Genomic DNA, 21,696 nt, shown 5'->3' on the forward strand with positions numbered 1-21,696 from the left:
TTCCAGCCTACCCGACGAACCCGTTGAGCCGGAGGGGCCCGCGGGGTGAGTCGGGACACGTCGGAGGTCAGGTCAGCGGCGCGTTCGGGTTGGCGGGGTCCGTGACGCGGGCGTCGACGAGCGGCCGCGGCTGCGCCTCGAGGCTCCGGAAGTCGCGCAGCGTCCCGCGGTCCCCGACGAGCACGGCACCGGCGACGACGAGCGCGGCGATGATCCCGCCGCCCGCCGCCGCACCGATCGCCGTGAGCACGCCGTGGCCGGCCACCTGGGCGACGGCGTCCACCACCCAGCGGCCCGTGAGGGCGCCGAGGCCGGCGCCGAGCACGAGGACGACCGCGGCTCGCGGCAGACCGGCGGTGGCGGCCCGGCCGGCGGCACGCCGCAGCAGGACGACCGCCACGGTGCCGCCGACGAGCATGCCGAGCGAGCTGGCCTGCGCGAGCGCGAGCAGCGTCGCGTCCGGGTCGTGGCGGGCCGGGGCCAGCGCGGCCGCGATCACGGGGGTCGCCACCGCGACGGTGCCCCACCCGGCGACATTGGCGGCGATCGCCGACCGGCCGCGCTCGAGGGCGTACAGGGCGCGCGACGCGTGGAACATGAGCGCGAAGCCGAGCAGGCCGGGCATCAACCACGTGATCGTCGTGCTCATGGCACGCATGCCCGCGCCGCCGTCCGCGATCCCCACGAAGATGTCCGTGACTGCCGGTGCCGCCGCGACCAGGGCCGCGCTGCCCAGCGCCGCCGCCGCGAGCACCGCACGGGTGGTCCCCGAGGCCATGCGCGCGAACCCCTCGTGCTCACCGGCCGCGGCGCGGGCCGCGAGCCGGGGGAACGTCGAGGTGGCCAGCGGGACTACGAGGACCGCGTAGGGCAGCAGGTACACCTGCTGCGACCAGAGGAAGACCGACCAGGTGCCGACGCTCCCCCGGGCGCTCGCGACCACGAGGCTGACCAGCACGGAGAGCTGCTGGGCGACAAGCGAGCCGACCCCGGCGAACGCGAGGACGGCCAGGCGACGGCCGACGCCGACCGGGAACCGCAGGGTCGGCCGGATGCGGACGCCGAGGCGGTGGACCGGCACGAACATCGGGAAGCACATCGCGGCGACCCCGAGCGTGGTGCCCCACCCGAGGACGGCGAGCGCCCCGCTGGTGACGGCCGCCGGGTCGTCGAGCTCGCCGTCGGCCAGCGACGCGTAGACGAGGTATGTCGCGATGACGACCAGCGACGACAGCACCGGCGCGAAGGCCGGCCAGAAGAACCTCTTGTGCGCCTGAAGCACGGCGTAGAGCAGCACCGCGACGCCGTACATCGGCACCTGGACCGCGAAGACCGCGATGAAGTACTGCAGGAGGTCACGCTCGGCGTCGCCGAGCTGCCCGGGCCATGCCGCGGCGATCAGCCCGCTGCAAGCGGCCAGCCCTGCGCCCAGCGGGACGAGGACCAGCAGGGTCCAGCCGAAGGTGGCCGACGTGATCGCGTCCACGTCCTTGCGCAGCGCGCGGGACACCGGCAGGGCGAGCACGGGGACGAGCGCGCCGGCGAGGGCACCGCCGGCGGCGACCTCGAAGAGGACGTTCGGCAGCGTGTTGGCCGTGTTGTAGACGCCGCCGATGCTCCCCGCCTGGAACGCGTGCGCCTGGACCAGGTAGCGCGCGAACCCGAGCACGCGGCTCAGGACGGTCACGGCCGCGATCATGGCGGCTGCGCCGCCGAGCCCGGCGAGGGTGCGCCGCGCGGCGGGGCTCACGCGGACCGGTCCACCGGGGTCCCGACGGGCCGCCGGCCCCACGCGTCCACCTCGCGCAGCACGGGGGTGCGCTCGATCACGCGCGTGAAGCTGACCTTCTCGCTGGCGACGGTGAGGCCGAGCACGACCGCGAGCACGGCGAGCCGCACCGGCCGGGGCGCGCTCAGCACGACCGCCGTGCCGAGCGTGGCGCCGAGGGCGTTGGCTCCCCCGTCGCCGAGCATGTCGGCCTCGGCCAGGTCCTGGTCCAGGGCAGCGCCGACCACGCCGAGCACTGCGGACGCTCCCCCGGCACCACCCGGTCCCAGCGCCAGCGGCGCCGCGACGACGGTGGCCGCCTTGAGCGCGCGGCCCGGGCGCAGGTCGAGCAGGTTCACCAGGTTGGCGCTCGACGCGACGAGCGCCCCGGACGCGGTGACGTCGGCGAGCCAGCCGAACGTGGACCGCCGGCTGCCGTCGGCCCGGTGCGTCGGCGTGGCCACGGCGGCGGCGACGAGCGCGCCGGCGCCGATGCCGAGCACCTTGAGGCCACCGGTCGTCAGCTCGCCACGGGCGAGGGCACCGAGGTGGCCGCGCAGACCCTTGCGCCGCGACGACGTGTCCTCGCCGAGGTCGTCGACCAGCCCGAACGCCGCGCCCGACGCCGTCGCGACGGTCAGCGCCACGGCGCCGCGCGACGACGGAGCACCGACGAGCCCCCCGGCCAGCAACCCTGCGGCGACCGCAGGTCCCTCGAGCAGGCTGATCGGCTCACCGCGGTGGTTCGTCCGCACCCAACGCGCCTGCCCGCCCGGCGCCTGGTGGTCGAGCGCGCCGCGCACGACGGCCGTCACTGCGCCCGCCACGGTCGCGGCCAGGGCGCGTCGCAGCAGCCCGACCGTCATCCCTCGGTCCCACCCGACGTATCCGCGCTGTCAGGCGCACGGGGCGTGCGGTCGACGGGCGGCAGCACGACAGCGGCCGGGATCGGGGTCTCGCCGTCGCCGAACCCGTAGTGGCCGTTGGTGCCCGCGATCCGGCCGGCGAGGGCCAACGGCACGTTCACCTGTCCGGTGACGAGCTCGGTGCCGGAGACCGTGGTGACGGTCGACGCCAGGTCCTGGTCCGCGAGCACGGCGTCCGTCAGGCTGCCCTTGCCGCGCGGGCCGTCGGCCAGCACCGCGCCGGACGAGAGCTGCTGCGCCGCCGTGAGCACGGCCAGCTGCGACGCCACCACGGAGGCCGACGGCTCGGGGCTCGGGGTCGCGTTGTCGGCGGCCACCTCGAGCGGCACACCGATCACGACGATCGCGTCCGCGGGGACCGTGACCGGGTCGGCCACCGTGACCAGCGGGCTGTCGCTCTCGCTCGACGACAGCAGCTCCAGGAGCACCGACGCGTCGTCCGAGAGGGCGTCGGGGTTGGTCGGGTCCGAGGTGACCAGGCCCTGCACCAGCGCGGACGCGAGCTCTCCCTCGACGCCGGCGTCGTCCGCGGGCACCGGGTCCAGGTAGGTGAGGAGCTGCCCGACGAGCGCCTGCCGGAACGTGCGCGCGTCCGGGTCGGACCAGGTGTCGGTGAGCGTGACGTGTGCGGTGACCGACGCGCCCGACTGGCCGAGGCGGGTGTCGATCGCGGTCCGGGTGGACTCGTCGACCTCGCCGAGCGTGATCACCGCGACCCGGCGGTCCCGAAGGCTGCCGTCGAGCAGCTGCGGACCGGCCGCGTCGATGTACGTCTCGGCGTCCTGGAGGCCGCCCGACGTGGCGTCGAGCTCCGCGCGCAGCGCGTCCTTCTCCCCGCGCAGCTGCTCGACCTKACCGGTGAGGGTGTCACCGATCGTCTCCTTGAGCGGTCCGGCGCCTAGGGCGATGCCGACGGCCAGCGCCAGGAAGACCGAGATGAGCGAGACGATGTGGTAGCGGAAGTCGATCACGGTGCGAGGTCTCCGTCGGGTACGTCACCGGCGGGAGCCGGGACCGGGTGCAGGGTGCGGGCGGCGGTCATCCGAAGAGACCGCTCACCCAGGAAGTGATGTCGTCGAGGCGGGCGCCGAGCAGGCCGATGAGGGTCTGCCCGGCCGCCGTCGAGGCGAGGGCGACGCCGAGGGCCAGCAGGCCGGCGAGGACGAGGAGCGTGAGCTGGACGTTGGAGATCCGGTTCCGGTAGAGCCGCGAGACGCCCTTGGCGTCGACCAGCTTGCTCCCCACCCGCAGGCGCGTCAGGAACGTGCTCGCCATGCCCGACCGTCCCTTGTCCAGGAACTCGACGAGCGTGGCGTGCGTGCCGACCGCCACGATGAGCTCGGCGCCCTTGTCGTCGGCCAGGAGCATCGCGACGTCCTCGCTGGTGCCCGTCGCCGGGAACACCACGTGCTTGACGTCCAGCTGCTCGACGCGCGCGAGGCCCGGCGCGCGCCCGTCGCGGTACGCGTGCACGACCACCTCGGCGCCGCACGTGAGGGCGCGGTCCGAGACCGAGTCCATGTCGCCGACGATGAGGTCCGGCTTCCAGCCCGCGTCGAGGATCGCGTCCGCCCCGCCGTCGACACCGATGAGCACCGGGCGGTACTCGCGGATGTACGGGCGCAGCGTGACGAGGTCTTCCTTGTAGTGGTACCCGCGGACCACGATCAGCACCTGGCGACCGTCGATCACCGTCGAGATGTCGGGCACGCCGACCCCGTCGAGAAGCAGGTCCCGCTCGCGACGCAGGTAGTCCATCGTGTTCGCGGCGAACGACTCCAGCTGCACCGAGAGGCCGGCGCGGGCCTCCTCCATCGCGGCCTCGACGGTCGTGGCGGTCTGCAGCACGCCCTCCGCGACGAGGGTGTCGCCGTCGTAGACCGCGCCGTCGACGATGCGGAGCCGGTGCCCCTCGGTGACGGCCATGACGTCGGCACCGAGGTCGTCGATCAGCGGGATGCCCGCCGCGACGAGGATCTCGGGGCCGAGGTTGGGGTAGCGCCCCGACGTGGACCGCGCAGAGTTGAGCACGGCGGCCGGCTGGCAGGCGACGAGGGCCTCCGCCGAGACACGGTCGAGGTCCAGGTGGTCGATGACCGCGACGTCACCCGGGCGCAGCCGCTTGGTCAGCGCCTTGGTCCGGGGGTCGACACGTGCCGGACCGGCCACGGCGCCGGCTTCGGGCAGGGCGGTGCGTTTGCGCAGGGAGGCTCTCATCGCCGCTCATCGTCCCACGGACGAGAGCTCGAGCAGTTCTGCGGCGTGCGTCCGCGCGGCGTCCGAGTCCTCCTGACCGGACAGCATGCGGGCGAGCTCGCGCACGCGGTCGTCCTGCGTGACCAAGCGCACGTCGGACTCGGTGACCACGTCGACCCCGTCGGCGGTGGATTTGGTCACCACGAGGTGCCGGTCGGCGAAGGCTGCGACCTGCGCGAGGTGTGTCACGACGAGCACCTGGCTCCCTTGCGCGAGCGCCGACAAGCGCCGTCCGACCTCGATCGCCGCCCGACCTCCCACGCCCGCGTCCACCTCGTCGAAGACGAACGTCCCCGGTCGCGTGGCGCCGGGCGCCGTCGCGAGTGCCACCTCGATGGCCAGCATCACGCGGGAGAGCTCGCCGCCCGACGCACCCTTGCCCAGCGGGCGCGCAGGCGCACCGGCGTGCGAGGCCAGCAGCATCTCGACCCGGTCCACGCCGTGCGGTCCCGGCTCGTCGGCGGGCTCGACGACGACCCGGAGCTCGGCTCCGCCCATCGCCAGCCCGGCCAGCTCGTCGGACACCACGGTCGAGAGCCGTCGGGCGCCCTCCTGCCGACCGGACGACAGCTGCTGCCCCAGCCCGACGAGCTCGTCGTCCAGCCGCGACCGCTCCGCGCGCAGGGCCTCGATCCGCTCGTCGCCACCGTCGAGGTCGAGCAGGCGCCGTCCCGCGGCGTCCGCCCAGGCGAGCACCTCGGCGACGGTCGAGCCGTAGCTCCGGGTGAGGCTGCCCAGCTCGGCGCGGCGACGCTGCGCGGCGTCGAGCCGCAGCGGGTCGGCCTGGAGATCTTCGAGGTACGCGGCGAGGTCGGTCGACGTGTCCGCCAGCAGGTAGCCCGCCTCGGCGACGCGCGTCGCGAGCGAGGCGAGGGCCGGGTCGTGCGCGCCCTCGTGCTCGAGCAGGCGCCGCGCGTGCTCGATGGCCCCGATCGCGGCAGAGTCGTCCGTCGCGTCGTCGCCGCCGACGAGCGCGGCGTGGGCCCCTGCCGCGGCCGTCCGGAGGTCCTCGGCGTGCGAGAGCCGGTCCACCTCCTCGGCCAGCGTGACGTCCTCGTCGGGCTGCGGGTCGACCCGCTCGACCTCCGCCAGCCCGAGCCGCAGCAGTTCCGCCTCGCGGGTCCGGTCGCGCGCCCGGTCCACCAGGTCCGTCAGCTCCGCGTCGACCCGCGCGCGGTCGGCCCACGCCGTCCGGTACCGCGCGAGGAGCCCACCGTGGTCGGGTCCGACGAACTCGTCGAGCGCCTCCCGCTGGACCGCCGGCGAGCGCAGGCGTGCCTGGTCCGCCTGCCCGTGCACCGTGACGAGCTCGTCGGCCAGCTCCGCCAGCAGACCCTGCGGCACCKACCGACCGCCTACGTAGGCGCGCGAGCGCCCGGCCGCGCCGTCGGTGCTCGCCCCGACCGTGCGCAGCAGCACCAGAGAGCCGTCCTCGTCGAGCTCCGCGCCGGCCTCCAGCGCCCGCCCGAGCGCCGGTGCGCCGGTCGTCAGCACGACGCGACCCTCGACCGCCGACGACGCCGCGCCGACGCGAACGGTCGCGGGGTCCGCCTTGCCGCCGAGCAGCAGGTTGAGCGCCGTCAGCACCATCGTCTTGCCGGCGCCGGTCTCGCCGGTCAGCACCGTGAGGCCCGGCCCGAGCTCCACGTGCGCGGTGCCGATCACCCCGAGGTTCTGGATCCGGATCTCCTCGATCACGGCGTCACCTCCGGGCTGCGCGGGAACGTGGGACGCGGCGCGCTCGGCCGACCGCGCCACCCGTCGACGGGCAGGTCGAACTTGTTGACCAGCCGCGTGGTGAACGGCGCCGGCGACAGGCGTGCCAGGCGCACCGGGATCGCGCTCCGCGTGACCTCGACGCGCGAGCCGTGCGGCACCTCGAGCCGGCGTCGGCCGTCGAGCGTGACCAGGCCCGCCGCAGGCGACCGCTCGAGCACCTCGACCGCGAGCCGGCTGCGCGGGCCGACGACGAGCGGGCGCGCGAAGAGCGCGTGCGCGGACAGGGGCACCAGGATCATGCCGTCGACGTCCGGCCACACGACGGGGCCGCCCGCGGAGAACGCGTGCGCGGTCGAGCCGGTGGCGGTGGCCGCGACGATCCCGTCGCACCMGAACGAGGACAGCGGGCGCCCGTCCACCTCGAGCAGCACCTCGAGCATGCGCGACCGGTCCACCTTCTCCAGCGCGGCCTCGTTGAGGGCCCACCCGGTGCCGACGCTACCGTCGGGCCGGATCACGCGGACGTCCAGCGTCACGCGCTCCTCGACGTCGAAGTCGCCGGCGGTCAGCCGGCGGACCGCCTCGCCCACGTCGTCGCGCTCGCTCTCCGCCAGGAACCCGACATGGCCGAGGTTCACCCCGAGCAGCGGCACGTGCGTGCCGCGGGTGAGCTCGGCCGCTCGCAGGATCGTGCCGTCCCCCCCGAGCACGATCGCCAGCTCGAACGACGGGAGGTCCGCGGCGTCCGCGTCCTCGGCGGCGAGCACGGGCTCGACGCCCGCGCGCTCGAGCTCGCGCACGACCTCCAGCGTCGCCGACACCGCCTCCTCGCGTCCCCCGTGGGTGACGACGAGCGCGCGCCGGGTCATCGGTCGCTCCCCAGGACGCCCGCGGTGATCCGCTCGACGGGGATTTCGACCGGCGAGCCGTCGTCCGGCCGCCGGAGCCACAGGAAGAACTCGACGTTGCCGCTCGGTCCCGGCAGCGGGCTCCGCACGACGTCGAGGACGCCGAGCCCGAGCTCCGCCGCCGCCCGCGCGACCCCGACGACGGCATCGACCCACAGGCCGGGCACGCGCACCACGCCGCCCGACCCGAGCCGCTCGCGGCCGACCTCGAACTGCGGCTTGACCATCACGAGCAGGTCGGCGCCGTCCGCGGCCACGTCGACCAACGCGGGCAGCACCAGCGTGAGGGAGATGAACGACAGGTCGGCGACGACGAGCCCCGGGGCGGGGACGACGTCACCGCGGCTCAGGGAGCGGACGTTGACGCCCTCGCGCACGTCGACCCGGGGATCGGCGCGCAGCTCCGCGACCATCTGGTCGTGACCGACGTCGACGGCCACCACGTGCGCGGCGCCGCGGCGCAGCAGGACGTCCGTGAACCCGCCGGTGCTGGCGCCCGCGTCGAGGCAGGACCGTCCGGCGACCACGGGACCTCCGTCGCCCAGTGCGTCCAAGGCGCCGGCGAGCTTGTGCCCGGCGCGCGAGGCGTACCCGGGATCCTCGACGTCGGGCTCGACGGCGACCTGCCGCTCGTCGGTGACCTGCGCGGCGCTGCGGGAGACGGCCGCGCCGTCGACGGTGACGCGACCGGAGGCGATCAGCTCACCCGCCTGTCGACGCGAGCGGGCCAGGCCGCGCCGCACCAGCTCGGTGTCGAGGCGTGTGGTCACCGCGCGTCAGCCCTCCGCGTCCGCGAGCCGGTCCTGCAGGGCGCCGTGGACGGCGTCGAAGACGGCGACGTGCGCGCGCAGCGGCTGGTCCTCGAGGCCGACGAGCCGCGAGAGCGCCTCGTCGACGGCGTCGTCGGACGTCGTGACCGCGTCTCCCGCGGTCAGCGGCGCCTCGGGCTCGAGCACGGCCGCTCCTCCCGCGTCGGGGGTCTCCGTCACTGCACTGCCTCCACACGTCGTCGTCCTGCGGGGCCCGCGCGGGCCGACGGCCCGTACGGCCGCGCACGGCGTCCGGCCGCTGCTCGACCCGGGACCGCGCCCACGCTACCTGCCGCGGACGACACCGCACGGCCGCCACACACAGCAGCACGCCACGGGCCTCGATCGTCGGGGCTGGGCCGCCCCGAGCGACTCAGATGGCCGGCTTCCGCACGGCTCCTCAGGCGGTCGCCGGTCCGCACGGCGCCTCGGGCGGTCGGCTTCCGCACCTCGGGCGGTCGGCACCCGCTCGGCGCCTAGGGAGGTCGCCGGTCCGCTCGGCCCCTCAGGCGGACACCGGTCCGCTCGCCCCCTCAGGCGGTCGCCGGTCCGCTCGGCCCCTCAGGCGGTCGCCGGTCCGCTCGCCAGCTCCGGGACCGACGCCGGATCGATCTCGGCGCCTCCATCGACGGCCGCCCAGGCCGCGGCGCACGCCGCCCGGATGACGTCGACGTGGTCCTCGACGGACGACGGAGTCCCGCGACCGATCTCGAGAGCGCCGTCGACCACCCGGGCCGACGCGTCCCGGACCGTCCACCACCCCTCCGACCCCTGCTCGGGCTCGGGGTGCGCCACGAGGAGCGACCGCAGGTCGGCGCCGATCAGGTGCGGGCGCTCCCCCGGCGCGGCGAGCACGTCGTCGCGCGCCGAGCTGACCCCCGTGAGCACGTGCAGGCCGATGTACCCGCCGGCGCGCGCGCCGGCCAGGTCGGTGTCCAGCCGGTCGCCGATCACCAGGGTCTCGCGGGCACCGACGCGCTCGACGGCCATCCGGTACATCGTCGGCGACGGCTTGCCCGCGCTGTCGGGCTCGACGCCCGTCGCGGCCCGCACGGCGCCGACCAGGGACCCGTTCCCGGGCGCGAACCCGCGGGCGGTCGGCAGGCTGAGGTCGAGGTTCGACGCCACGTGCCACGCCCCACGACCGACGGCGTACGCCGCCTCCGCCAGCTGCGGCCACCCGACCTCGGGCGCGAAGCCCTGGGCCACGGCGGCCGGCTCGTCGTCCGCCGAGTGCACGACCTCGTACCCGGCCGCACGAACGGCGGTGACCAACCCAGCACCGCCGACCACGAGCACCTTCGCGCCGCGCGGCAGCCGCGTCCGCAGCAGCTGCGCCGCCGCCTGGGCCGCCGTCATGACCTCGGACGCGTGCGTGACGATCCCGAGGTCCGTGAGCTGGTCCGCGACCGACTCCGGCTCCCGTGACGCGTTGTTGGTGACGAACACCAGCCGCATCCCGCGCTCACGCGCCGACGTCAGCCCCTCGGCCGCCCCGTCGATCGGGTCGTGCCCGCGGTAGGCCACGCCGTCCAGGTCGACGAGTGCGAGATCGAACCGGTCGGCCAGCGGGGTCGACGACCCGACAAGCCCGCCCGTCACCGACCGCCCTCCGCCTCATCGACAACCAGCTCGTCCTCGTCGTCGTCGGCCACGTCGCGGTCAACCACGTCGTCGCCGCGCTCGTCGTCCCCGACCACGTCACCGCCAACCGTGTCCTGGTCAGCGGCGTCATCGCCAGCCCGGCCGTCGCCGGCCACCTCGCCGCCAGCCGAGTCGCGGACAGCCGCGTCGTCGCCGTCCTCGTCGTCCCCGGCCACGTCGCGGTCAACCGCGTCGTCGCCGTCCTCGTCGATTCCGGCCACGTCGCGGACAGCCGCGTCGTCGCCGTCCTCGTCGACACCGGCCACGTCGCGGTCAACCGCGTCATGGTCGGCCGCGTCGCGGTCGTCGGCGTCGCGGTCAGCCGCCTGGACGTCGTCCGGCGTCTCGCCGTCGCCGGCCGCATCGTCCGCGGCCTCGTCGTCCTGCACGGCATCGGCCGAACCGGACGGCCCGGAGTCCGACGCTGCGTCGTCCTCCGACTCGTCCTCGTCGTACTCGCCGTCCTCGTCGAACTCGGTGAGGTCGAAGGCGACGACGTCGTCCTCGATCTCGACGTCGCCTGCGGCCTCGTCGAGCTGGTCCTGCGTGTAGGGCGCCAGCTCGGCAGCGGCCTCGTCGGCACGCCCCGCTGCCTCGAGCGCCGCGGCTCGGGCCTGCGCGACGCGGACGGCAACCAGCCCGGTGCCGGCCCGGACAGCTGCCGTCGACAGCGACGCCACGGCCGCCTCGGCCTGGCCGAGGTCCAGCCGCGCGCCGCTCACGACGATCGCGAGCTCGATCTTGGTCTCCGCGTCGAGCGTCTCCGCCTCGGGCTCCTGCGCCAGGGCGAGCGCCCGCTCGGGCCGCCCGAGCCCCCGCTCGCAGTCGGCCATGATCGCCAGGTGCTCCGACGAGCCGTTGAGCCGCCGGACCGTGCGCAGCTCGCGCAGCGCCTCGGCGTACCGACCGGTGCGGTAGGCGGCCAGGCCGGCGGCTTCCCGGACCACGTCGACGCGACCCGCACGACGGACCGCCGCCTGCGCGTGCTCGTAGGCCAGCTCCGGCTGCGAGTCGAGCAGGAGCCCGACCATCACGAGGTGCCGACCGACTCCGTCGGCGTTGTCCTTGCTCAGCGTGCGCAGACGCGCACGGACCGAGCGGTCCAGGTCGCTGAAGACGACCTCGTCCGGGATCTCGGGCGCGACGACGCGCTCGTCCTGCGGAGGACGCGTGAGGCGTCGGTCGTCGCTGCTCTCCCGACGATCCGGGCCCGAGGAGTAGCCGCCACGAGCGCCGCCCTCGTGACCGGCGCGCCCGGCCGGGGGCTTACGGTCGCCGGTCGCAGGTCGATCCGCACGGCTGCCGGCCGCGGGCGGCCGTCCGGAGCCACTGCGTGCGGGCCGCTCGGCGGACGCCGGTCGCCCAGCGTGGTCATCGTGCGGTCGACGAGAGTCCGAGGTCGGACGGTCCCCCGCCGGCCTGCTGCCATAGCCCTGGTCGGCGCGAGAACGCGAACCGCCCGGACGCTCGCCGGTCGACGGGCGCTCGCCGCGCTGGCGCTCCCCACCGGGCCGGTCGCCATACGACGGACGGTCGCCACGACCACGGTCGCCACCAGACGGACGCTCGCCGTACGAGGGACGGTCACCGGAAGGCTGGCTCCCATACGACGAACGGTCGCCACCCGCGGGACGGTCGCCAGAGGAGGGACGGTCACCCGAGGGCCGGTTGCCGTACGACGAACGGTCACGACCACGGTCGCCACCGGACGGACGGTCGCCGTACGAGGGGCGATCACCCGACGACCGATTGCCATACGACGGGCGGTCGCCACCGGAAGGACGGTCGCCATAGGACGGACGATCGCTGGAGGGACGGTTGCCGTACGACGAACGGTCCCCTCGCCCGCGGTCGCCACCGGAGGGGCGGTCGCCGTAGGAGGGACGGTCACCGGTGGGACGGTTGCCGTACGGACGGTCACCGGACGGCCGGTTGCCGTACGAGGAACGGTCGCCGCCACCGGAGGAGCGGTCGTACGAGGGACGGTCACCGGAAGGCCGGCTCCCATACGACGGACGGTCTCCGCCGGAAGGACGGTCGCCGTACGAGGGACGCTCACCGGCAGGACGGTTGCCATACGAGGGACGGTCGCCGGAGGGACGGTTGCCGTACGACGAACGGTCCCCACGCCCACGGTCGCCACCGGAAGGGCGGTCACCGTAGGAGGGACGGTCCCCCGAAGGCCGGTTGCCGTAGGACGGCCGATCACCCGAGGGACGGCCGCCGGACGACGGACGGCCTCCGCTGCTGCGAGTGCCGTACGAGGAGCGGTCGCCAGAGGGGCGGTCACCGTACGACGGACGATCGCCACCGGAACGGTTGCCGTAGGAGCCGCGCTCGCCACCCGGACGGTCGCCGTACGAGGGGCGGTCGCCGCGGTTCCGGTCGCCACCACCGGAGCGATCGCCATAGCTCGGACGGTCTCCGCCCGAGCGATTCCCGTAGGACGGACGGTCCCCGGCGGGACGCCCGCCAGACGACGGGCGGTCCGCGCCGGCGCGGTTGCCGTACGAGCTGCGCTCGCCGCTCGGGCGGTCGCCGTAGGACCGGCGATCGCCACGGCTCCGGTCGCCGCCGGCACGATCGCCGTACGAGGGTCGGTCGCCGGCGGGCCGGCTCCCGTATGACGGACGGTCTCCCCCGGGGCGGTTGCCGTACGAGCCGCGCTCGCCGCCCGAACGGGCGCCACCGCCGGCACGATCGCCGTACGAAGGGCGGTCACCGGACGCTCGAGAGCCACGATCGCTGCCCGCCCCGTAGGACGAGCTCTGTCCGCGGGAGTCGCGAGAACCACCAGAGGGCGGCCGGCCACCTGACCGGGAACCGCCGGCACGGTCGCTCGAGCCGGAACGCGGGGCACTCCCACGGCTCTGCGAATCACGTGCTCCGCGGGACGAGCTGTCGCCGCGGTCAGGTCGCCCGCGGTCCGCTCCGCCCGACCGACCTCGGTCGTCGGGTGTGCCCCCGGCAGGATTCTCGCTGTTCATCTGTGTGCTCTCCTCGTCGCGATCGACCGCCCCATCGTCTCATCCCCTGCTCCGGGCGCCGAACGGCGACCGTGGGGCCGCACCGGCAATCGGAGCGGGGACGACACTGCGGTGAAACATGCTGATCAATACGCCCGACGCTGCGCGCAAGAATGCTGGGTAAAACAGAAGAAGCCACCCCCGTAGGGGTGGCTTCTCCTGAATGATGTCCGGCGGCGTCCTACTCTCCCACACCCTGGCGAGTGCAGTACCATCGGCGCTGAAGGGCTTAGCTTCCGGGTTCGGAATGGGACCGGGCGTTTCCCCTTCGCTATGACCGCCGTAACGTTGTCGAGTTGTCAAACGGGTTCCCGTTCGTCTCTCGGGAACCGCACAGTGGACGCGTAGCAAAGCAATGAATGAAGTGGTGAAGTTGTCGGCTTATTAGTACCGGTCAGCTGCAAGGGTCTTGAGTCCCCTCTTCCACATCCGGCCTATCTACCCAGTGGTCTAGCTGGGAGCCTCTCACCCCTCGAGGGGGCATGGAAACCTCATCTTGAAGCAGGCTTCCCGCTTAGATGCTTTCAGCGGTTATCCCTTCCGAACGTAGCTAACCAGCCGTGCTCCTGGCGGAACAACTGGCACACCAGAGGTTCGTCCGTCCCGGTCCTCTCGTACTAGGGACAGCCCTTCTCAAGTTTCCTGCGCGCGCAGCGGATAGGGACCGAACTGTCTCACGACGTTCTAAACCCAGCTCGCGTRCCGCTTTAATGGGCGAACAGCCCAACCCTTGGGACCTACTCCAGCCCCAGGATGCGACGAGCCGACATCGAGGTGCCAAACCATSCCGTCGATATGGACTCTTGGGCAAGATCAGCCTGTTATCCCCGGGGTACCTTTTATCCGTTGAGCGACGGCGCTTCCACAAGCCACCGCCGGATCACTAGTTCCGACTTTCGTCCCTGCTCGACCTGTCAGTCTCACAGTCAAGCTCCCTTGTGCACTTGCACTCGCCACCTGATTGCCAACCAGGCTGAGGGAACCTTTGAGCGCCTCCGTTACATTTTAGGAGGCAACCGCCCCAGTTAAACTACCCACCAGGCACTGTCCCTAGTCCGGATCACGGACCGAGGTTAGATATCCAGAGCGACCAGAGTGGTATTTCAACGTTGACTCCACCGACACTGGCGTGCCSGCTTCACAGTCTCCCACCTATCCTACACAAGCCGCACCGAACACCAATACCAAGCTATAGTAAAGGTCCCGGGGTCTTTCCGTCCTGCTGCGCGTAACGAGCATCTTTACTCGTAGTGCAATTTCGCCGAGTTCGCGGTTGAGACAGCGGAGAAGTCGTTACGCCATTCGTGCAGGTCGGAACTTACCCGACAAGGAATTTCGCTACCTTAGGATGGTTATAGTTACCACCGCCGTTTACTGGGGCTTAAATTCTGAGCTTCGCCTTGCGGCTGACCCGTCCTCTTAACCTTCCAGCACCGGGCAGGCGTCAGTCCGTATACATCGTCTTGCGACTTCGCACGGACCTGTGTTTTTAGTAAACAGTCGCTTCTCCCTGGTCTCTGCGGCCCTTCACGCTCCCCGAGCAAGTCGGTTCACGCTTCAGGCCCCCCTTCTCCCGAAGTTACGGGGGCATTTTGCCGAGTTCCTTAACCACGATTCTCTCGATCGCCTTGGTATTCTCTACCTGATCACCTGAGTCGGTTTGGGGTACGGGCGGCTAGAACCTCGCGTCGAGGCTTTTCTTGGCAGCATAGGATCACCAGATTCCCGCTAATGCGGTCACCGTCAGCTCTCAGGCTATGTGAGGTGCGGATTTGCCTACACCTCGCCCTACGACCTTGGACGTGGACTACCATCGCCACGCTTGGCTACCTTCCTGCGTCACCCCTGTTAATACGCTTACCTACTACCGGTTCGGGTCACGCGCTCCCCGCCACGGTGTCCCCGAAGGGACGATGTGGCGGCTCGGGCGTTTAGCATCACCGGGCTCGGTATGGGCGGTTCTTCGCCGGTACGGGAATATCAACCCGTTGTCCATCGACTACGCCTGTCGGCCTCGCCTTAGGTCCCGACTTACCCAGGGCGGATTAGCCTGGCCCTGGAACCCTTGATCATTCGGCGGACGGGTTTCTCACCCGTCATTCGCTACTCATGCCTGCATTCTCACTCGTGTGGCGTCCACCGCTGGGTTCCCCCGCGACTTCACTCGCCACACGACGCTCCCCTACCCATCCACACGCCTGAACACCCCAAAGGGTGCTGAGCTGATATGTGAATGCCACAGCTTCGGCGGTATACTTGAGCCCCGCTACATTGTCGGCGCGGAATCACTTGACCAGTGAGCTATTACGCACTCTTTCAAGGGTGGCTGCTTCTAAGCCAACCTCCTGGTTGTCTGTGCAACTCCACATCCTTTCCCACTTAGCATACGCTTAGGGGCCTTAGCTGGTGGTCTGGGCTGTTTCCCTCTCGACTACGGAGCTTATCCCCCGCAGTCTCACTGCCACGCTCTGGCTTACCGGCATTCGGAGTTTGGCTAACGTCAGTAACCTGGTGGGGCCCATCGGCTATCCAGTAGCTCTACCTCCGGYAAGAAACACGYGACGCTGCACCTAAATGCATTTCGGGGAGAACCAGCTATCACGGAGTTTGATTGGCCTTTCACCCCTAMCCACAGSTCATCCCCYMRGTTTTCAACCYWGGTGGGTTCGGTCCTCCACGCGGTCTTACCCGCGCTTCAACCTGCCCATGGCTAGATCACTCCGCTTCGGGTCTAGAGCACGCGACTGAGACGCCCTATTCGGACTCGCTTTCGCTACGGCTTCCCCACACGGGTTAACCTCGCCACGTACCACTAACTCGCAGGCTCATTCTTCAAAAGGCACGCTGTCACCCCTGCTAGGGAGGCTCCAACGGATTGTAGGCACACGGTTTCAGGTACTATTTCACTCCCCTCCCGGGGTACTTTTCACCTTTCCCTCACGGTACTTGTCCGCTATCGGTCACTAGGTAGTATTTAGGCTTACACAGTGGTCTGTGCAGATTCACTCCAGGTTTCTCGGGCCCGGAGCTACTTGGGATCCCCTTCGGGAGGCCACGCCATTTCGTCTACGGGGGTCACACCCTCTGTGCCGGGCCTTTCAATGCCCTTCGACTATGACGCGACTTTCTGACTCCCTGCTGATTCGGCAGAACCAGCTGAAAGGTCCCACAACCCCGTGCACGCAACGCCTGCCGGCTTGAACACGTACACGGTTTGGCCTGATCCGCTTTCGCTCGCCACTACTCACGGAATATCTCTTCCTGGCGGTACTGAGATGTTTCACTTCCCGCCGTTCCCTCCACACACCCTATATATTCAGGTGCGGGTCACACGACATGACTCGTGCGGGGTTTCCCCATTCGGACATCCTCGGATCACGGTTCGTTTGCCAACTCCCCGAGGCTTATCGCAGGCTACAACGTCCTTCTTCGGCTCCTAGTGCCAAGGCATCCACCCTGTGCCCTTATAAACTTGACCACAAAGATCATTCATAAAAGATGCTCGCGTCCACTGTGCAGTTCTCAAGCTACGACCGGTCACCAGTACCCTCACCCCAGCACCTACCCCCACCCCGATGCTCGCGCACCAGCGTGACGGCGGTTTGTCCGAGCGGTACCAGCCCGCAGCCACCCGCACCCACCCCACACCCACAGGTGCAGACCGCGTGCGTAGCGACCCTGAACGAACAACCTTCCGGCTGTCCCCTCAGGACCCAACAGCGTGCCCAGCCAACCCCTCCCCAGCAGCAAAACCGTTCCCACCCGACCCGAAGGCCGGCGTACTAGGTCGCCACCAGCTCGAAAGCCGGCCACAGTCGATGTTCCACCCTCGAGCACCGTCCCCCACTCGTTCGGCAGGGACAACGGGCCTGGACACCACAGCCACCCCATGACAGGACAACCTGATGCCAGATGCTCCTTAGAAAGGAGGTGATCCAGCCGCACCTTCCGGTACGGCTACCTTGTTACGACTTAGTCCCAATCGCCAGTCCCACCTTCGACAGCTCCCCCTCTTACGAGTTGGGCCACTGGCTTCGGGTGTTACCGACTTTCGTGACTTGACGGGCGGTGTGTACAAGGCCCGGGAACGTATTCACCGCAGCGTTGCTGATCTGCGATTACTAGCGACTCCGACTTCATGGGGTCGAGTTGCAGACCCCAATCCGAACTGAGACCGGCTTTTTGGGATTCGCTCCACCTCGCGGTATCGCAGCCCTTTGTACCGGCCATTGTAGCATGCGTGAAGCCCAAGACATAAGGGGCATGATGAYTTGACGTCRTCCCCACCTTCCTCCGAGTTGACCCCGGCAGTCTCCCATGAGTCCCCGGCATAACCCGCTGGCAACATGGGACGAGGGTTGCGCTCGTTGCGGGACTTAACCCAACATCTCACGACACGAGCTGACGACARCCATGCACCACCTGTACACCGACCTTGCGGGGCAACCATCTCTGGAAGTTTCCGGTGTATGTCAAGCCTTGGTAAGGTTCTTCGCGTTGCATCGAATTAATCCGCATGCTCCGCCGCTTGTGCGGGCCCCCGTCAATTTCTTTGAGTTTTAGCCTTGCGGCCGTACTCCCCAGGCGGGGCRCTTAATGCGTTWGCTRCGGCACGGAACTCGTGGAATGAGCCCCACACCTAGYGCCCAACGTTTACGGCRTGGACTACCAGGGTATCTAATCCTGTTCGCTCCCCATGCTTTCGCTCCTCAGCGTCAGTTGCGGCCCAGTGACCTGCCTTCGCCATCGGTGTTCCTCCTGATATCTGCGCATTCCACCGCTACACCAGGAATTCCAGTCACCCCTACCGCACTCTAGTCTGCCCGTACCCACTGCAAGCCCAAGGTTGAGCCTTAGGTTTTCACAGCAGACGCGACAAACCGCCTACGAGCTCTTTACGCCCAATAATTCCGGACAACGCTTGCGCCCTACGTATTACCGCGGCTGCTGGCACGTAGTTAGCCGGCGCTTCTTCTGCAGGTACCGTCACTTGCGCTTCTTCCCTGCTGAAAGAGGTTTACAACCCGAAGGCCGTCATCCCTCACGCGGCGTCGCTGCATCAGGCTTGCGCCCATTGTGCAATATTCCCCACTGCTGCCTCCCGTAGGAGTCTGGGCCGTATCTCAGTCCCAGTGTGGCCGGTCGCCCTCTCAGGCCGGCTACCCGTCGTCGCCTTGGTAGGCCACTACCCCACCAACAAGCTGATAGGCCGCGAGCCCATCCCAGACCGATAAATCTTTCCAGACACCACACATGCGTGTGTGTCTCGTATCCGGTATTAGCCATCGTTTCCCATGGTTATTCCAGAGTCTAGGGCAGGTTGCTCACGTGTTACTCACCCGTTCGCCACTGATCAGACCAGCAAGCTGGCCATCACCGTTCGACTTGCATGTGTTAAGCACGCCGCCAGCGTTCGTCCTGAGCCAGAATCAAACTCTCCGTAAATGTCTACATGGCACCCCACCACCCAAAGGCAGCAGAGCAACCGACACACGAAACGGTCCCGATAAGGACCAATCAGATTCGGCTGAATTGTGGCACCGCCTTCCACGGAGGTAGAAGAAACGGCACCAATCTCAACCAAGACCCACCACCTCAGCACCCACACCCCAAACAGGGCATGACCACCTCTGATAGCGAGCCATATGGCATCGACTATTTGGCACACTGTTGAGTTCTCAAGGAACAGACGCGCATCCCTCCAGGCCTTTCAACCTGTCCGGAGGCAACCGTTCTAACTTAGCGGAGCCGCCCCGCCCCGTCAAATCCCCTCGTCAGAGGCGATTTAGCTGGGGTGGAACCTCGGTTCCGCGTCCGGACGCTCCAGGTGACCGACGATCAGATCGCCGGTCGGAGTGTCCGAGGTGGTCTGCCCGGGGGACCAGCCACTGCGGTTCGATCCGCGGTGTCCGTTCCTCCCTGCCGGGCGACATCGAGAAGATTACGCAGCCCGCGGCCCGGAGGGCAAATCCGTGTCCGGTGACGCGGGTCACGTCACCCGAACGGGCGCTGACCTGCGCAAACGCTCAGTAGAGCGCGTTGGCCATGGCGCGCCGGGCCGCGATGACCCGGGGGTCGTCGCCGCCGATGACCTCGAACAGGTCGACCAGGCGCACGCGAACACGCTCGCGGTCGGGGCCGGCGGTCATCCGGAGCAGGTCGATGAGTCGCGCGAACGCGTCGTCCACCTTGCCGCCGAGGATGTCGAGGTCGGCGACGGCGAACTGCGCGTCGACGTCCTTGGGGTCGGCCGCGGCTGCGGCACGGGCGGCCTGCAGGTCGGCGTCGCGCGTCCGGTCGAGCAGCCCGACCTGCGCGAGGCCGGCTCGCGCCTGGGCGTCGCGCGGGTTCTCCTTGAGCGCCTGCTCGTAGGCAGCTGTCGCGGCGGCCAGGTCGTCGCGCTCGATCGCGTCGTACGCGGCCTGGTGCAGGGGCGGGAGCTCGGGCTCTGGCTCCTCCTGCGGCGGCTGCTCCCCCGTGCTCGGCGCGGCGCGGCCCGTGATGCCGTTGGCCTCGGCGGCGGCGAGGACCTGGTCGAGGACCGCACGCACCTGGTCGAGGGGGTAGGCGCCCTGGAACAGCGGGAGCGGCTGGCCCGCCAGGACGGCGACGACCGTCGGCACGCTCTGGGCCTGGAAGGCCTGGGCGATCTGCGGGTTGGCCTCGGCGTCGATCCGCGCCAGCAGCCAGCGGCCGGCGTCTTCGTCGGCCAGCGTCGCGAGGTCGGCGGCGACCGTCGCGCTCGCCTCGCTCCGCGGCGACCAGAGCACCACGACGACCGGGTACTCCGTGGAGGACTGCACCAGCGCCGGGAACGACTCCTGGTCGACGTCGACCACGTACGTCCCGGGCGCCGGCAGCCCGCCGGGGGTCCCTGGGGCGGGCGTCGGCGGGCGGTTCAGCGTCGACAGGTCGACTGCTCCGCGGACGTCGAGGCGGGGGCGTGGTCCGGTCGGCTGGGACATGCGTCGTTCTTCCTTCGAGGCCTGCTGCGGACGGGTCGGGGTCGATCAGCTCAGGGCACGTGCGGGTGGTGCTGTGTCACTCGGCCGTCGCCGACGTGACGGCGTGCTCCGCGGCGAGGAGCAACACCTGGGCGCCGCTGTCCGCCGGGGGCACGTACATGACGAGGACGTCGGTGAACGTCCGGACGAAGTTGCTGCCGCCGCTCTGCTTGCCGGTGAGAGCCGCGTAGAACGGGTCGGAGATCGGGATCGTCCCACCCGCGACGGTGAGCGTCACGGTGGACACGGTGGTGAGCTGGCCGACGACGATCGCGCCGCCGTCGACCGTGCCGAGCGCGACCGTCGGCGCCGCCTCCGGCGTGTAGGTCTCCGTCGCGGTGCCGGCCGCCTGCACGCCCGCCGCCGTTGCCGCACGCGCGGCCTCGATGCTCGAGCGGAACGTGTCCGGGGCGAACGTGGCGGCATAGGCCGACGCGTCGCCGTTCGCGAGGACGTCGGCGTACTGCTGCAAGGCCTCGGTCGGCGTCACGACGAGGCCGGTCGCGTCCGGAGCCAGGACCGGGCTGCCGGTCTCGGGGGCGGCCGTGGCAGGCATCTGCACGCCCGCGCCCATGCGCCCCCAGCCCCACAGCTTGTAGGGGTCACGCGGCGCGTTCTGCTGCAGCACCAGGATGCGCGGGGCCTGCAGGTCGTCGGGCTGCTTGGTGACGACCAGCTGGGTCCGCGGCCACACGTCCGTCTGCGGCACGATCAGCGCCTGCGCGTCCGTCGGCAGGGCCGTCGGAGGCTTGGCACCCGCGGTCGCGGTGGCCCGCACGTACTCGGCGGTGCGCACGGCCAGCGCCGGACCCTCCACCCTGGGCGGGAGCTGGGCGGCGTCGAGGGCGGCATCCGCGGAGGCGAGGACGGCGCCCAGCGACGTGAGCACGTCCTGCGACTGCACGACCGTCGTCGCTGCGGGCGCGACCGCCGGCACCGGCTCGGGCTCGGGCTGCGGGAGCGGGCTCGCGCACGCGGCGAGGCTGAGCAGGAGCACGGTCCCGAGGGCGGCGAGGCGGCGGCGGGAGCGCGGGCTGCGCGTCATCGTCCGTCCTCCTTCGTGGCGTCCTCGGTGCTCTGGGCGTCGTCGGTGCCCGCTGCGGTCGCGGGGTCCGCGTCCGTCGGCGGCAGACCCCACGCGCGGCGCCAGGCGTCGGCCCGGGAGTTCGCCGCGGTGGACTCCTCTGCCGGCGGGGTCGGCTCGGTGGTCGGACGGATCCAGGTGGGGCGGCCCGCGTGGACCGGCTCGGCATCGGGGCCCGAGGGAGATCCCGGCCGGAGACGCGCGCCGGGCGGCGGCGGGACGGCCGACCACGCCGCCGGGCCCTGGGGGTCAGGGGCGGCCGCGGAGGGGCTCGGGGCCGGCGCCGGCGCGGCGTGCGCCCAGGACGGGCGACCGTGCGGTGGCGTGCCCGACTGGCCCGCTGCGGCGGACGACTGAGCGGTTGCGGACTGGGCGGATCCCGTTCCCGGTCGGGACGGTGCGTTGCTCGACTGGGCGGGGGCCGTGCCCGGTCGCGACGGTGCGTTGCCCGACTGGCCGGGGGCGGTGCCGGCCTGGAGCGGGCGAGCCGCCGACGGGTTGGCCGGCGCCGTGACCGGGCTCGCGGCACCGGAGGCTGCGGGCGTCCAGCCC

12 protein-coding genes and 3 rRNA genes are annotated in these 21,696 nt (G+C 70.8%); all 15 read right to left on the reverse strand.

Annotation, left to right across the window (positions count from 1 at the left end):
- Positions 1-67: 67 nt before the first annotated feature.
- A complete protein-coding gene (gene murJ, locus AC1DQC_RS14585) occupies positions 68-1,750 on the reverse strand; it encodes a murein biosynthesis integral membrane protein MurJ (RefSeq protein ID WP_477051968.1) in 1,683 nt (560 codons plus the stop codon).
- Complete coding sequence (locus AC1DQC_RS14590) at positions 1,747-2,634, reverse strand: hypothetical protein (RefSeq protein ID WP_477051969.1); 888 nt, start codon at positions 2,632-2,634, stop codon at positions 1,747-1,749. Before AC1DQC_RS14590 ends, murJ begins: the two co-directional genes overlap by 4 nt.
- Positions 2,631-3,665: a copper transporter gene (locus AC1DQC_RS14595; protein ID WP_477051970.1), complete on the reverse strand. Its 1,035-nt coding sequence runs from the start codon at positions 3,663-3,665 to the stop codon at positions 2,631-2,633. The genes AC1DQC_RS14590 and AC1DQC_RS14595 overlap by 4 nt, the downstream gene beginning before the upstream one ends.
- A gap of 67 nt (positions 3,666-3,732) precedes the next feature.
- Positions 3,733-4,911, reverse strand: a complete 1,179-nt coding sequence (gene steA / locus AC1DQC_RS14600) for a putative cytokinetic ring protein SteA (RefSeq protein ID WP_477051971.1) — start codon at positions 4,909-4,911, stop codon at positions 3,733-3,735.
- 6 nt (positions 4,912-4,917) lie between these two features.
- Complete coding sequence (gene recN / locus AC1DQC_RS14605; RefSeq protein ID WP_477051972.1) at positions 4,918-6,648, reverse strand: DNA repair protein RecN; 1,731 nt, start codon at positions 6,646-6,648, stop codon at positions 4,918-4,920.
- Positions 6,645-7,538: an NAD kinase gene (locus AC1DQC_RS14610; protein ID WP_477051973.1), complete on the reverse strand. Its 894-nt coding sequence runs from the start codon at positions 7,536-7,538 to the stop codon at positions 6,645-6,647. The genes recN and AC1DQC_RS14610 overlap by 4 nt, the downstream gene beginning before the upstream one ends.
- A complete protein-coding gene (locus tag AC1DQC_RS14615; protein WP_477051974.1) occupies positions 7,535-8,347 on the reverse strand; it encodes a TlyA family RNA methyltransferase in 813 nt (270 codons plus the stop codon). Before AC1DQC_RS14615 ends, AC1DQC_RS14610 begins: the two co-directional genes overlap by 4 nt.
- A 6-nt stretch (positions 8,348-8,353) precedes the next feature.
- Positions 8,354-8,533 (reverse strand): hypothetical protein, encoded by a 180-nt coding sequence (locus tag AC1DQC_RS14620; RefSeq protein WP_477051975.1) that lies wholly within the window; start codon positions 8,531-8,533, stop codon positions 8,354-8,356.
- A gap of 414 nt (positions 8,534-8,947) precedes the next feature.
- Complete coding sequence (locus AC1DQC_RS14625; RefSeq protein ID WP_477051976.1) at positions 8,948-9,988, reverse strand: HAD-IIA family hydrolase; 1,041 nt, start codon at positions 9,986-9,988, stop codon at positions 8,948-8,950.
- On the reverse strand, positions 9,985-11,061 hold the full coding sequence (locus tag AC1DQC_RS14630; RefSeq protein WP_477051977.1) for a hypothetical protein: 1,077 nt from the start codon (positions 11,059-11,061) through the stop codon (positions 9,985-9,987). Before AC1DQC_RS14630 ends, AC1DQC_RS14625 begins: the two co-directional genes overlap by 4 nt.
- Positions 11,062-13,224: 2,163 nt before the next feature.
- Positions 13,225-13,341 (reverse strand): 5S ribosomal RNA (gene rrf / locus AC1DQC_RS14635).
- A 79-nt stretch (positions 13,342-13,420) separates the two neighbouring features.
- A 23S ribosomal RNA gene (locus AC1DQC_RS14640) occupies positions 13,421-16,534 on the reverse strand.
- Positions 16,535-16,979: 445 nt separating this feature from the next.
- Positions 16,980-18,501, reverse strand: a 16S ribosomal RNA gene (locus AC1DQC_RS14645).
- Together the 16S, 23S and 5S rRNA genes form the textbook arrangement of a ribosomal RNA operon.
- A gap of 581 nt (positions 18,502-19,082) precedes the next feature.
- Positions 19,083-20,021, reverse strand: coding sequence for a co-chaperone YbbN (locus tag AC1DQC_RS14650; RefSeq protein ID WP_477051978.1), 939 nt, complete (start codon positions 20,019-20,021; stop codon positions 19,083-19,085).
- A 76-nt stretch (positions 20,022-20,097) separates the two neighbouring features.
- On the reverse strand, positions 20,098-21,105 hold the full coding sequence (locus AC1DQC_RS14655; RefSeq protein ID WP_477051979.1) for a DUF8094 domain-containing protein: 1,008 nt from the start codon (positions 21,103-21,105) through the stop codon (positions 20,098-20,100).
- Positions 21,106-21,696: the final 591 nt, after the last annotated feature.

The sequence above is a fragment of the Cellulomonas sp. P4_H12 genome, from assembly GCF_056400905.1.